Raw genomic sequence first — 14,057 nt, 5'->3', positions numbered from 1 at the left:
CCGGAGCAGCACGACCCGGAGCAGCACGACCCGGAGCAGCACGACCCGGAGCAGCACGACCCGGAGCAGCACGACCCGGAGCAGCACGACCCGGAGCAGCACGACCCGGAGCAGCACGACCCGGAGCAGCACGACCCGGAGCGGGATGGTGCTTCGGTAGGCGTCACGGGGACACCACGTGCGGCGTTGAAGCCTGCCATCAGCGGCGGGAGGCGTCGGGAGGGGGAGATCGAGCATTCGGCCGGGCAGGGTGACGTTGGTGATGACGCCATTGCAGATCCGGAGGCTCACCGCGGAGCCGTGGCTGGGGCCCGTACGAATGCCGACGCCATCCGCTATGCCCTCGCCGTGAACTCTGCAGCTGACGATAGCGCTGTCGTCACCTGGCTCGCCGATTTCGGCCGCGAGGTCAATCGCGGCCAGGTCTACAAGGTCAGGCAGCAGGCGTTGAAGAAGCGCAGCCGAATCGCGTAAGCGACGCCGGCCAGGCCGCGCTGCCCCTGCTGCCCGGGTCAACAGCCCTGCTGCTACCCCTTCTGCCTGCTGCTTCGTGAAGCAGCAGGAGGCATGGTGCTGCCCGGCGGCCAAGGTAGCGGCTGCTGCCGCTGGGCGGGCAGCAAGCGCTGTACCACCGGTGTAGCAGGAAATCTCCGACGCGCAGCGGGGCGTCGCGTGCCGCGTGTGCTGCTGCTCTCCCCTTTGCCCGCGTCCCGGACTTCTGCTGCCCGCGGCGCCTGCCGTCGCTGGACTTTGTCCACAGGCCGGGGCTCGTAGCGTGCGGTGATCTCTCCTGCTGGTCGGGGGCGGTTTGGGACGAGCAGCAAAGGAGCGGGATGCATGGCGCGCAGTGAGTTTGACCGGCAGCTTGAGGAGGGAGTGGAGACCGCCGCAGTATTTGTGGGGCGGTTTCTGAGCGGGGCACCGCTGTCGGACCAGCCACAGACGCCGGGCGGAATGGCGCGATGGCAGCATGTGCTGCTGCGCCTGGTGCTGCTCGGCTGGGCGGGCTGGGCCGCATGGACGTGGTGGTGGCTGGAGAACCACGAGCGGGTGATCTGGTGGTCCGCCGCTGTGGTTGGTCTACTCATCCCGGTCATGATCGTGCTGCACGTCCGTGGAGGGGCGCGGCGCCGCCACATGCGGACCCTCGTCGTTCCGCTGTCTCTGGCACTCAAGGACGCAATGCCGGCCTGGGACGATGCCCAGCGCCTGGCTGCGGTGACCATCCCGCTCAACAAGTCGTTCGTGAAGATCGCGCTGCCGGATGGATGGCACGGCCAGGATGGCCATAAGGAGTTGGTGCGCGAGCTGGTACACGCCCGGCTCGGGGGCCGGTGGTCAGGCGAGTGGAACCTCAAGCGCTATCCCTTCTACGTGCTCTTCCAGCCGCAGAAGGACAAGGTCGTCCACGAGGTCCCCGAGCGGGTCGACTTTTTCGCGCCGGAGGTCCAGGAGGCGATCGCCCAGTGCCGACCCGGCCAGCTGGTGCTCGGCCTGGACGACCGCGCTGAGGCGCTGACGAAGGAGATGACGGGCGAGAGCGCTATGTGGGGGCTGTCGGTGGGGTCCGGCGGCGGTAAGTCGAGCTTCCTCCAGATGATCATCACGCAGCTCGTCGCCCAGCGTGCCACGGTCATCGGAATCGACGTGAAAATGGCGTCGATCAACTGTTTCAGCGATGTCCCGGGAGTTCATCTTTACACCGACCCCGGCAATATTGGAGATATGCGCGCCGCCATCTCGTGGGCGGCCCGGGAAGTCGAGGCCCGGAACTATGTCAAGCAGCAGAATCCCAGCAAGGATTTCGACCGGCTGACTCTGATCCTCGAAGAAGGAAACGAGTTCGGCGACGCGTCGAAGGAGTGGTGGAACGAGAATAAAGAGAAGGGCGATCCGGCAAGTGACCCGATCTGGGGCGATATCGCTTCCATCATGCGCATGGGCCGCCACGTCAATGTCACAATCATTGGCGTATTCCAGGACCTGCGGGAATCAGCGGTCGGAAACCGTGGACTGCGGAACATGTTCCGCCTGCTGATGCTGGGGAACTTCAACGCAAATCAGTGGAAAATGATTGTGAACACCTCGCCGGTGCCGGAATCGGTCGATAAGGCTGGCCGGATGCTCGTCATCGAGGGAAACCGGCGTGTGTGGATCCAGGTCCCGTACGCGGAGCCCGAAGCCTTCCGCGACCACTGTCTGAAGCTGCGGGCCGAGCGCGGCTACTCCACCGCGGACCTGTACGGGTCGCCGCCCGCACGCAGTCCGCAGCGTCTTCCTTCCCTGCTTCAGGTCTCCCGCCCTCTGTTCGCCAAGGAGACGCCGGCCATCAGCGTTGCAGGGCGCGGGGAACTCGCTTTGGAGCATGTTTCCGCAGGTCAGGGGCGCAACGCGGGGGAGCGTTTCACTTCTGAGGAGGGTGAGCGTTGCAGTGAGCGTTTCACCGGCGAAGCGGACGGTGCAGGGGCAGGGAGCGGGCCGGCGCCGCTGGAGGAGAAGGCGTCGGCGGCCGGGGAACGGCCCGAGCTGCTGGGTCTGGCGGAGATCTCACGGCGGTTCGCCGAGCGAGGGATCGAGCTGAATCCCAACACGCTCCGTACCCACAAGCAGCGGCGTAAGGACTTTCCCGTAGGTGTGATGCATGACGATGGGAAAGAACGTTTCACCATGGCCGCTATGGCCTCGTACTACAACCTCGAATGGCAGGAGAGCACCGAGGAGGACAGTACGGAGGAATCCATGGCCTACGACACGGAAGAAGCAGCAGACGGCAGCTCAGAACTGTCCGGGGAAGCCAGCCAGGGATAGCGGTAACCGCAGGAAGTGGCCGCGAAGGTATCACCCTTCGCGGCCACTTCCATGTCCGCTCCCGGAGGGCGCTGGAACGCTGGACTTTATCCACAGGCCCTGGCTTTTAGGTTTCATCCGTGAGCTTCCCGCCACAGGGTGCGGACGTGATGAATGTCGTCGCGGCCGCCGGGCTGGAACCGGATAACGGGATGGGCCGAGGAGTCATTCATGAGCGCTTTGCGGAAGATGCTGAATCTTCCCGAGAAGGAACGCACGGGCGGTGAGAATAAGGCCGCCTCGCCACAGGATTACGCCGCGTCAGAGCCGCCGGCCGACGGCGGGAAGGGGCCGTCGGACCCGGGCTGGAACGCGGTGGGGTGGGCTGAGGAGAGCGAGTCCACCGGGCGTTCCTTCGCGCGCCGGGCCGGTCGTGTCGTCATCTGGTCGGTCATCGGACTGGCGGCTTTCACCGGGGTGAGGACCTGGGTCTTCCCCGCGAAGCCGCCAGCTGTCGCTCCCCAGGTCGACGTCCAGGCCGAGGCGCTCAGGAACGACGTCCCGGTCGACGAGGCCCAGCAGGTCGCCGCGCGCTTCGCCCGCTCCTACCTGTCCTGGTCCTCCGAGGCCCCGCAGCTCCGGGCCAGGGACCTCGCGAGGGACCTGCCGAAGGGCGCCGATCCGAAGATGGGCTGGAATGGGGAGGGCTTGCAGCTGGTCTCTCAGACCATCGCGGGCAAGGTGACGCAGGCCGAGGGCAAGCGCGCGCGGGTTCTGGTCGATGTCCGCGTCAGCTACACCGTGCAGTCGGATGGCAAGGACGCCAGCGTCTCGCAGTGGCTCGGGCTGGAAGTGCCGGTGGCCGAGTCCGGCGGCCGGATTCTCGTGACCGGGCAGCCCGCTCTGGTCGGCATGCCCACAGCGACGGACTACAAGATTCCCGACATCGCGGATACGGACGCGGCGATGTCCAACAGCACCCGGCAGACGGTCAAGGACTTCCTGACGGCGTGGGCCGTGGGCGGCGAGGACCAGGCCGCCGCGCCCGGCTCACGCATCGCCCCGCTCGGCGGCGGTGTGCAGTTGGACTCCCTCGACAGCTGGGCGGTCGACGTCGGGAGCGGCGACAAGCGCACGGGCACGGCGACCGTGCGCTGGAAGCTCGCCGGCGCTCAGCTCCAGCAGACCTACCTCTTCACCCTCACCCAGGTCTCGGCCAACACCGGGTCCCGATGGCAGGTCTCGCAGGTGACCGCCACGTCCTGACCCCGGCCATCCCTCTGGCCTGCCCCCTCCCGGGTGCGGGGCGGCCCGTGGTGTCCCCCCGCCCCCCTCACCCCCTCCGCCATCTCCTCCTTCACGCAAGGGAGCCCTCCACCGTGGAAAACAACGCCCTCGTCTCATGGATCCTCGCCATCGTCGGGAGCCTCTTCGTCGCCGTCCTCGCCGTGCGGGCCTTCGGCCACTGGGCCAAGAAGGAGCACGGCGCCCTGATCACGCACATCGTCGGCGGAGCCGTCGTCGCCTTCTTCGTGTTCTCCTCCGCCCAGGCCGTCAACATCCTGAAGTCGGTGGGCGCGAAGATCGCCAGCGTCTTCGCCGGCTGAGCGGCGGGCCGGCCGATGCGAACCTCGTACACCTACTCCCGTCACTGGGACGTGGAGACCCGGCAGCATGAGCTGCTCGGATTGGATCTCGGCGAAGGGCTGCCGCGCACCACCCTGCGCTACGGCGCCGTCGTTTTCCCCCTCTACTGGGGCACCTGGCTGCTGCTGTTCGGGTTCCCCCCGCAGCCCTTGGCGCCCCTGTTCCTGCTGCCCCCGCTGGCGCTGACCTACTACGGGGCGAAACGTTCCGCCGCCTACTGGCGCCGTACCAATCTCCTCGTCTGGGCGATCCGCCTCAACTACCTGCACACCGGGGTCCGCCCCGTTCACGGTCGCGGCCGCATCCCCTCGCCCAAGCCAGGGCTGCGGCTTCGGGCCCGGCGCCTAGGCGAGCAGGTTCCCCAGCTCACCGAGCTCCCCACCTTCGCCCCCCTGTTCGCCCAGGACGAAACCCAGCAGGCCGACCGGGCCGAGTTCTACGGGCAGCCCGCCCAGATCCGTCCCCGGCTGCGCGCCTACGGTCCCGACGCCGTCGCCAACGCCCGTGCCAAGTACCGCAAGAAGCAGCGCCGCTCGAAGAGCGCTGAGAGATGAGGCCCGCCATGACCACCACCACGCTGCGCAACTCGGTCCGTCCCGGCGACCGTTCCGCGCCCGCCCTCCTCACGAACTCCGGCCTCCTCATCGGCCTGGCGGCTGACGACCGCCCGGTGACGCTGCCCCACGACGGCGGACACGTCCTGGTCGCCGCCGGATCCGGCGGAGGTACCACCACCGTGCTGCGTTCCCTGGCCGCCCAGGCTCTCGTGAGCGGAGCGCGCACCGACATCCTCGACCTCAGCCACTGCGAACACTCCTGGGCCGATGCTCTGCCGGGGGCCCGCCACCTCCACGATGCCGCCGCGATCCACGACTACCTCCTGATCGCCGCGGCCGACCTCAACAGCGCTCCCCGCGTCGCCCCCGCCACGGGTTGGGGTGCGCGCCGTGTCCTGATCGTGGAGGAACTCAGCCGCCTCGCCGACGCCCTGCGCGGCTACTGGATCGAGACCCGCCCCGAGACCCAGCTCCAGGAGGCGCCGGGCGTCGAGGCCCTGGCGCTGCTGCTCGCCTCCGGGCGGGCCTACGGCTGGACGGTCATCGCCGGGGACACCGGCGGCACGGTGCCCGGCCCGGGGCCGCTGCATCACCGGCACTTCCCCACGCGCGTCCTCGGCTACGGCCGACGGCTGTGGCTCCAGTTGGCCCCCGGCCACGACGCCCCGCCGTACTCGCACGTGACCGGTCGCTTCCACCTGGTCGCCGGCAACACCGCGACACCGTTCCAGGCTCTGTACCTGACCGAGGCCCAGGCCACCACCCTCGCAAGCACGTCGGCTCCCGGCACGGAGCAGCAGGGGTGCGCGTGAGCCGGCCGCAGGTGCCGCGCCTGCGGGTCGACCTCGCCGATCTGCCGGAGGACGCTGTCGATCAGGGGCCCGGCCCGCTGATAGGGCTCACCGCTGGCGGTGCTGCGCCTGTCTACCTCGGTCCCGGTTCGGGCCACACCCTGCTGGTGGCCTGGCCGGGTATGGGCACCACGACGGTCCTGCGCACGGTGGCGGCCCAGTACGCCCGGCGCGGCACGCAGGTCGACATCCTCGACGTCGCCGGTCAGCACACCTGGGCCAGGGCGCAGCGGCGTGTCCATCTCTACGAGGACGCCGCTTCCGTACACCGCCGGCTGTACCAACTGGCCGACCAGGTTCGTGCGCAGCGGTCGGGTCCGCCGCGGGTAGTGGTGGTGGAGAGCGACCAGACCGTGACAGCGCTGCTGCGGTTCCGTCACTACCCGGTTCCGGGAGGGACTGGTCTGGATGCCCTGACCGCGGTCCTCGCGGCCGGGCGGCTGTACGGGATCCGGGTGGTGATGGCATGCCGTGCGGTGCCGGCCCCGATGGGGCACGTGGCCCGCGATCTGTTCACCACCCGGCTCCTGTCCGCGCCGACCCCGCGGACCTGGGACCTGGTGGGCTCCCCCGGGCGCGCGGCCCCGCAGGAGGAGCCGTTCCGTATCGGCCGGATGCATCTGGTCGGCATGGGCGGTGACGAGGTCGTCCAGCTACTGCGGCTGAGTGATCTGCAGGCCGCGTACCTGGCCGCCGCCCCCGCGCCAGCTGCCCGGTCGCCCCGTGTGCGTCATCGCCCCCTCATCCGGTTGCCGGCCGTGGCTCCGGCCGTCTCCACCTTCCAGATCCCGCCCACGTAAGGAGATTGACCCCTATGAGCAGCACCTCGAAGGCGGCCAAGAAGTCCGTTTCCCGCTTCGGCCGGATGCTCGGGCTCGGTGCCGAGCGCATGATGAAGGAGCCGCAGCTCGTCGCCATCGCGGACGGCCTGGTCGTCACCGACACCGCTGCGGAAGCCTGGTTCGCGTTGTCGGCGTCGAACACCGACCTGATGCCCGAGTCGGCGCAGGACGCAGAGCAGGACGCGGCCGGTCTCGCCCTGGCCAAGGTGCTGCCGGGCTTCGACTGCCACCTCAAAGTCATCTGGGCGCGTCTGGACGGCGAGGTCTACCGCGAGGAGGCCCGGCGGATCTTCACGGCCGGCGACGTCGAGGCGGTGGCCGCCCTGTGGGCGGAGCGTCTGGATGGGCTGGACCTGCCGCAGCGGCACATCCTCCTGGGCGTCAGGATCGCCGAGCGTGACTCCGCGACCGGCGCGACGGTGAAGAGCGCCGCCAGTGACGCGCTCGGTATCAGCCGTACCGGTCTGGACGACGCCGAGCTCGCTCAGCTCGACGCGCTCGCCCGGCGGATGGAACGCCGGCTGGAGGCCACTCCGTGGCGTGCCCGGATCGCGCCGGTGGAGCTGCTGGCCTGGGCCATCAGCCGGGAGTCCTACCGTCCCCAGCCCGCCCCGCCGCGGCTGCCCACCGTCTCCGGTGCCGCGCTGGTGCGCCTCACGCAGTCCAAGGCGATACCGCACGCCGATCATGTGCGGCTCGTCGACGCCCGCGGCGAGACGGCGGCGTGGGTGTCGGTCCTGGCGATGCCCGAGTTTCCCGAGGTGCTGGTCACGCCTGGGGAGCAGGAGTGGCTGAGGTGTCTGAGCGAGATCACCTACACCCGGCCCGACACCGGCTTCGAGGCCCTGGTGTGCCCGGAGGCCAGTGTGCGGTTCTCGGTGTGGCGCAGGGGCCAGGCAATCAGGGCGGTCGACAAGGTGCGCCAGTCCGCCAAGGAGCAGCGGCGTTCCGCCGCGGCGTCCAGCGCGGGCGAGACCTTCTCGGAGACCGAGGAGACCGAGCTGGTCATGGAAGGGCTGCGCAAGGGGATGTCCCGTGACGGGCGCACGCTGCTGGAGGACCATCCGCGGCTGGTCGTCTCCTCGACGCAGTCGCTGGAGGACCTGCGGGCGCGGACCGACGCGGTTATCGGTCACTACGCCGGGCTGTCGATCGACGTCACGGTCGCCTCGGAGGAACAGCGGGAGCTGTGGCTGGAGTCGCAGATCGGGGACATGCTCCGTGTCGACGACCTCAAGCACATCCGCACCACGGACGCCCTGGCCGCGTCGATGTTCTGGGGCGGTTCCGAGGCCGGTGACGACGAGGGGCCGATTATGGGCCTGCTCACCGGCACCACGCCGGGGGTGTGCCGGATCGACATCACCGCCGGCTCCGCGCGGGGTGACGCGACGACGTCGGCGTTCGTGGGGCGCAGCGGCCGCGGCAAGACCACGTCGATGATGCTGGCCACGCTGATCGCCGGGCTGAAGGGTTCGTTCGCCTTGATGCTCGGTTTCAAGGGGGACGAGATCGGGCTCATCCGGGCCGGCGAGTACCTCGGTCTGGACTCCCATCACGTCACCTGCGGAAGTGAGACCCCGGCCGTCGCCGACCTGTTCCGGCTGCTCCCCGAGGGCGACGCCGCGCTCCAGGTCGTGTCCCAGCTGCTCATCATCCTCCCGGAGCGGATGCGGGAGGCCGGTGTGGAGACCCGCCTGCTGCGGGCCTGCAACGAGATCGCCTCCCACCCGGACGCCGCCACCTGGCGCGTCGTGGAGCATCTCAAGAACAGTGAGGACGCGCTGGCCGCCGAAGCTGGCGAGGCGCTGGAGGAACTCTCCCGTACCCCGCTGGGTGCCCCGCTGCTCGGTGTGCCGCGGTCGGGCGCCTCACCGCTGCGTCCCGAGCCGGGGCTGTGGCTGGTGCAGGTTCCGGGGCTGTCGATGCCCCAGATGGGCACGGCGCCGCGGGACATGACGATGACCGAGCGCGTCTCGCTCGCCCTGATGCGCGGTCTGATCGCGTACTCGCTGAACACCTCCGCCCGGCCCGACCTGCGCAATCTGCCCAAGGTCATCAGCATTCCTGAGGTGCACGTGCTGACCGGGACGGACGACGGGCGGCGGTTCGTCGACTACATCGCGCGTACCGGCCGCGCGCTGGACACCTCCCTCGCCATCGACACCCAGGATCCCCAGAGCCTGCTCGGTCTGGACGGCGTGCTGGAGGCGATCACCACGGTCTTCGCTTTCGAGCAGTCCACGCGTGTGCAGCAGGACGCCATGGCCGAACTGCTGCGCCTGCCCGTCGGCGAGGCGTCCCGGGCACTAATCCACGGTGTCGGCAAGACCGCTCACGGGGAGATCCGCCACGGCCACTGCATCGTGCGTGACCGCCGTGACCGGGTCGCCACCATGCAGGTCGACGCGCCCAGCGCCGAGCTGCTGCGTGCACTGTCGACCAACCCGAAGGACCAGGCGCAGGACCACGGAGCGGCGGGGGACACCACGGGTCCCGGCCTGGACAGGGACGGCACGGCGTCAGCCAGGGAAGAGGCGTCGGATCCGGCTGACTCTGTCCACAGGCCCGGACCCGCAGCCTCGGAGGACGAGTGATCCCCATCTGCTGCGGCCCGGCCCGTACCGGCCGCCGCGCCGTTCCAAGGAGGCAGGCCCGTATGACGATTCACCGCCGCGTCCGAGCCGTGGCCGCCGGTGTGCTGCCGGTCACGCCCGGCGGTCCGGGCGGGCGCGTCTCTCCCGCGCCGGGCCACTCGCGCGTGTCCGGCTCCCCGGCCGCCCGAGGGGAGGAGCGATGAACGCCGTGATGAATCGTCTCTGCACACTGCTGCTGCAGGTGTGGGTGCGGCTGCCGCGGCTGCGGGCCCTGCTCACCCCGACGGCCGCGCTGCTGGCGACCTGCGCGGTGCTCGCCCCCGCTGCGGCCGCGGACGACTCCGGCGAGTTCAAGCCCGGCGGCATCGGCGACATGATGCCCTCGCCGGTCACGCCGCCGGGCCAGGGCACCCTCTACGAGAGCTACGACCCGGACGTCTACCAGCTCGACAAGCAGCTGTCGGACGACCTCACGGGTGGAGACCTCATCCCCGGGTGGCTGCACGGAGTCGGCAGCGTCCTGATGATCGTCCTCACGGTGATCGGCAAGGCCGCGGTCGTGGTCACGTCGTGGTGCTTCAACGTGGTCAGCCTGCCCGAGGTCGAAGGCGCGATCTCCCGCGCCATCAGCGCGGCGGCGGAACCGATGATGACGGTCTTCATGCCCACCGCCGTGGCCGTGGGCATGTTCATCGCCTGGGCCAGGCGCTCGGACCAGTCGATGCTCGGGCAGCTCGCCTGGGTCTTCGCGTCCGCGGCGATCGCCACCACCTTCCTCGTCGCCCCGCAGACCTGGGTCAACGGCGTCGACGACGGCCGGCAGCTCGGCGCGTCCGTCGCCATGACCACCATCGGATCGGGAATGTCCGGACAGGACGACGCGGCCGTGCCATTCAGGACACCCGAGCCCGCCTGGTCCGGTGACGAGAAGAGCGACACCATACGGCGCGCGTCCGATTCCGTGTGGAGGACCTATGTGGCGACACCCTGGTGCATCGCCAACCTCGGGTCACTCAACGCCTGCCAGAAGTGGGGCGCCGAGGTCGTCAAGCGGGGCACGGACATGGAGGAGCGCGAGGACTACCTGGCCGACAATCTCGACATCGAGGCGGTCGGCGACGCGGCGGTGCAGTGGCGCCAGGGGCACACCCCTGGCGGCCGTATCGGTGTGCTGATCGCCGGCATTGTCTCTGCCGTCATCTTCTGCGGCCTGGTGATCACCCTCGCGTTCACGACGCTCGCCTCCCTGCTCGGCGCTCTCATGCTCCTCGTGTGCGGCGTCGTCTTCGCGACCTTGTGGTGCATTCCCGGTAAACCACGCCAGTGGGGTGTGCAGTGGTTCGAGATGCTCATCGGTCTCGTCGTCGTCTCCTTCACCGCGACGATGCTGCTCGGCACGGTGATGGTGGTTTCCATCGCGCTGATGTCGCTGCTGCCCACCTACGGCTGGCTCATGGTGAGCGCGCTGAACATCACCGCCGCGGTCATGGCCTTCCGTGTCAAGGGCCGCCTCGACGGCATCGTCGGAGCCGGCGGGGCGCAGATGGCCGGGCGCGGCATTCTCAACGGCATCGGCCGGATGGCCCAGATGCGCAGGATGGGCAAGCTGCTCAGTTCCAAGCGCGACCGCGGTGGCCTCGGCGACATGGACCGCCACCCGTCTCCGGGCGGCAAGGACGGCTCCGGCGGCGATTCGCCGACTGCGGGCGCAGGTTCCCGTACCCGTACCCATCAGACGCGTACCTTCCCCTCTCCGCCCAGCCGGCCCCGGCCCGGTGCCGGCGGTGACTACGCAGCCCAGCCGGGCACGATCGAGAGGCTCGACCAGCCCGGGCCCGGCGGTGACGGCCCTGCGGCGGCCCGCCGCGCGAAGGCGGAGATCGTGCGGCGCAAGGCCGGTGGTACCGGTCCAGCCGCGATCGGCGATGGTCCCCGCCCCGGCGGTCCGGACGGTCCCGAAGGCGGCCGCGGACCCGGAGGACCGGGTGGTCCCGGTGCTCCCCGGGACGGTCGCGGCCCCGGGGCTCCCGCAGGCCCGGGTAGCGCGGGAGACGGCAGGCAGGGTGCTCCGGGTGGCGGCAGCTACCCGATGCGACCGGGCGCTCCCCGCCGCACTGGTGTCCCCGAGGAGACGAAGCCGACCGGGGACCGGGTCATTCAGGGCACGGTCATCAAGAGGGGTGAGAGTCCGGCCGATCCCGTGGGTTCGAGGTTCCGCCAGTACCCGCCACCGCCTCCCGCTCCCTCGCCCGCACGGGCCGCGGCCCGGCGCGCCGGAGCCGCCGCCGGACGTGCTGCGGTGGACACCGCGGTGACCGGCGCCCCGCTGCCGGAGCTCCCCCCGCCCGGCAGTTCCGACAGCTAACCCACGGCCGCCACAGCGGCTCTTACCTCCTTCCCCCTCACCGAGATTCCCCAGCGGTCCGGCCCCACATCTGCGGTGCCGGACCGCCCCGGGGTCATCCCGCCGTGCCCATCCGGAGCCTGCCGTGACCCACGACCACCACGACGACGAGCCGACCACCCCTGCCCCGTCCACCGAGAACCGCCCCCGCCCGGGCACGGGCGCCGGAGCCGCGCCGAGTACCGCAGCCGAGTGGCGCGACCTGCTGCGCCGGGACGAACTCCCCGATGAACTCGCCAGCCTGCCGCGCCGCAAGCGCCGCCGGGCGGCCAAACGCTGGCGCTCGGCCCGGCGCGAGGAACGCGAACAGGCCATCAGGAAGGCCCGGGGGAAACCACCCACCACCCTGGCGGTCCCCGCGCTGGCGCTGCTGGCCGCCGCCGCCGTGGCCGTGGGCGCCCTGATGTGGCCCAGCGACGACGCCCCGGCCCGGACGAAGAGCAGTCCCAGCCCCACGGCCGCGGTCAGTTCGGACCCGCCAACGCCGACGGCGCCTGCGGCCGGTCCGCCCGCCCAGTTCGCCGACCCCGACAAGGTCGCGGAAGGGTTCGCCAGCGCCTACAGCACACGGCTCCCGCTGCAGGACGGTTCCCACAAAGCAGCCGTCAAGCGAGCGGCCCCGTACGCGTCCGGCCCACTGGTCGACAACCTCACACGCCACGGCGACAAGGACTTCGACCGCCTCGTCGCCACCCAGGCCACCGAGGCCAGGCCCACGAAGACAAAGATTGGCCAGCCGTCCGGGACACAGCGGCCGGCGCCCGACACCTCGGTACGCGTCTACCGGCAGGCCACCATCGCCGTCGCGGTCAAGGGCACCGACCCCTACACCTACACCCGCCACCTCACGATCGAGGTCTCCCGGGCCGACACAGGCGCGCCGTGGATGGTCACCCGCGTCCTGGGCATCGAGGAATAGGCCATGGACCAGAGAGACATCGCCCGCGTCGCCATGCAGACCACCGGCGTCGTCAAGAAGGGGGCCCAGGCCAAGTTCGCCGTCATCGGCGTCGCCCTCTTCGTCGCCGGCCTGCTGCTCATGGGCCTGCTCTTCCCCGCAGGCAAGGCATCGGCCGTGGCCTGTTCCGACACCGGACCGGGCACGGACGACTCGACCCCCGTCTCGGACACCGGAGGAGGCCAGGCCAGCGGGTCGCTGCGACAGAAGCAGATCGGCTTCGCGAAGGACATCGACTCGGTCGCCGTCCGGCTGAAGCTGCCGGGGAGGGCCACTTTGGTCGCGCTGATGACCGCGATGCAGGAGAGCACTCTGCAGAACCTCGATTACGGCGACCGTGACTCTGTGGGGTTGTTCCAGCAGCGGCCCTCGATGAACTGGGGCACCCGTGCCCAGATCATGACGCCCGCCTTCGCCTCGGAGTCCTTCTTCCTCGGCCGTGGCGGCAACCCGGGACTGGTGGACATCGGAAGCTGGCAGCTCAAGCCCTTGGGGGAAGCCGCCCAGGCCGTGCAAAAGTCGGCCCACCCCGGTCTCTACGCGGGCCACGAGAACGCGATGCGCACGCTCGCGAAGGACGCCGGCATCAACCTTGAGCGGGCTGGCACCACCGGCCCGGCTGGCGACGACGCCGCCGGTGACTCCGAGGTGACGAGCGAGAACAACTGCGACGCTCCGGCGCCCGTCCCCGGCAAAGGCGGCGGGAAGTTCAGCGACGGCAAGCAGACCTACACCCTGAACAACCCCCGCACGGTGGAGGCGGCCATCGCCTGGGCCGAGGCGAACGCCGGCAGCAGGTCAACCAGGGACTGGTACCAGCGCTGCCTCGCCTACACCGCGATCGTCTACGGCTGGTCGTACTCCGGCGTCAACTACGCCATCGACCACTACACGGTCGTACCCAAGGAGATGCGGCACGACAAGGACCGCAACCCCCCGCCGGGCGCGCTGATGTACTGGGACACAGGCCGCCGCGCCGGTCACATCGCCGTCTACCTCGGTGACAACAAGGTCGCCTCGAACGACATCCTGCGACCCGGCTACATCGACATCGTCGACGCCGAGCTGTTCGAGACGAAGTGGGGCGCGACCTATATCGGCTGGACACCGCCCGTCTTCCCCAAGGCCGGCTGAATCCGGGGCCCGGCCCGCCACGGCCGGGCCCCGATAGTCCCGGCCTGCCACGGGCCCACGGCTCGCCGCGTGTTCCGCGGGCCTCACCCTCGGAGCGCTCGGTGAAGCCTTCGCGCGGCTGGTCGCCTGCCTCGGGCCGGAACAGCCTGAGCCGGCTGGGGACACCACCTCACGCCGGGCCGCACCACCCATAAGACACTTAAGAATTGACACAACACTCACTTCAATGTAATATTTTAAGTGTCGGTCGGTAGGGATACCGCTCGGCACCGCCGCCCCG

Annotated in this window: 10 protein-coding genes and 1 pseudogene; all 11 read left to right on the top strand. The window is 70.0% G+C overall.

Annotated features, from left to right (window positions below; translation table 11 throughout):
- Positions 1-474 (top strand): annotated as a pseudogene (locus SYYSPA8_RS28665) (hypothetical protein); the annotation flags it as partial.
- A gap of 363 nt (positions 475-837) precedes the next feature.
- Complete coding sequence (locus tag SYYSPA8_RS28660; protein WP_323450269.1) at positions 838-2,808, top strand: hypothetical protein; 1,971 nt, start codon at positions 838-840, stop codon at positions 2,806-2,808.
- 210 nt (positions 2,809-3,018) lie between these two features.
- The gene (locus SYYSPA8_RS28655) at positions 3,019-4,053 is read left to right on the top strand and encodes a conjugal transfer protein (RefSeq protein ID WP_323450268.1); all 1,035 of its coding nucleotides are present in this window, start codon (positions 3,019-3,021) and stop codon (positions 4,051-4,053) included.
- Between the two features lie 113 nt (positions 4,054-4,166).
- On the top strand, positions 4,167-4,394 hold the full coding sequence (locus SYYSPA8_RS28650) for a hypothetical protein (RefSeq protein ID WP_323450267.1): 228 nt from the start codon (positions 4,167-4,169) through the stop codon (positions 4,392-4,394).
- A 15-nt stretch (positions 4,395-4,409) separates the two neighbouring features.
- On the top strand, positions 4,410-4,988 hold the full coding sequence (locus tag SYYSPA8_RS28645; protein WP_323450266.1) for a hypothetical protein: 579 nt from the start codon (positions 4,410-4,412) through the stop codon (positions 4,986-4,988).
- Between the two features lie 8 nt (positions 4,989-4,996).
- The gene (locus tag SYYSPA8_RS28640; protein WP_323450265.1) at positions 4,997-5,803 is read left to right on the top strand and encodes a cell division protein FtsK; all 807 of its coding nucleotides are present in this window, start codon (positions 4,997-4,999) and stop codon (positions 5,801-5,803) included.
- On the top strand, positions 5,800-6,642 hold the full coding sequence (locus SYYSPA8_RS28635; protein WP_323450264.1) for an ATP-binding protein: 843 nt from the start codon (positions 5,800-5,802) through the stop codon (positions 6,640-6,642). The genes SYYSPA8_RS28640 and SYYSPA8_RS28635 overlap by 4 nt, the downstream gene beginning before the upstream one ends.
- A gap of 14 nt (positions 6,643-6,656) precedes the next feature.
- Complete coding sequence (locus SYYSPA8_RS28630) at positions 6,657-9,281, top strand: ATP-binding protein (RefSeq protein WP_323450263.1); 2,625 nt, start codon at positions 6,657-6,659, stop codon at positions 9,279-9,281.
- A gap of 199 nt (positions 9,282-9,480) precedes the next feature.
- Entirely contained in the window at positions 9,481-11,646 is a 2,166-nt protein-coding gene (locus tag SYYSPA8_RS28625) for a hypothetical protein (protein WP_323450262.1), read from the top strand.
- Positions 11,647-11,770: 124 nt separating this feature from the next.
- Positions 11,771-12,604, top strand: coding sequence for a hypothetical protein (locus SYYSPA8_RS28620; protein WP_323450261.1), 834 nt, complete (start codon positions 11,771-11,773; stop codon positions 12,602-12,604).
- Between the two features lie 3 nt (positions 12,605-12,607).
- Entirely contained in the window at positions 12,608-13,777 is a 1,170-nt protein-coding gene (locus SYYSPA8_RS28615; protein WP_323450260.1) for a C40 family peptidase, read from the top strand.
- The last annotated feature ends 280 nt before the right edge of the window (positions 13,778-14,057 follow it).

This window comes from Streptomyces yaizuensis, from assembly GCF_034961445.1.
Taxonomy (GTDB): domain Bacteria; phylum Actinomycetota; class Actinomycetes; order Streptomycetales; family Streptomycetaceae; genus Streptomyces; species Streptomyces yaizuensis.
This window is presented reverse-complemented; position numbering and strand designations above follow the sequence as displayed.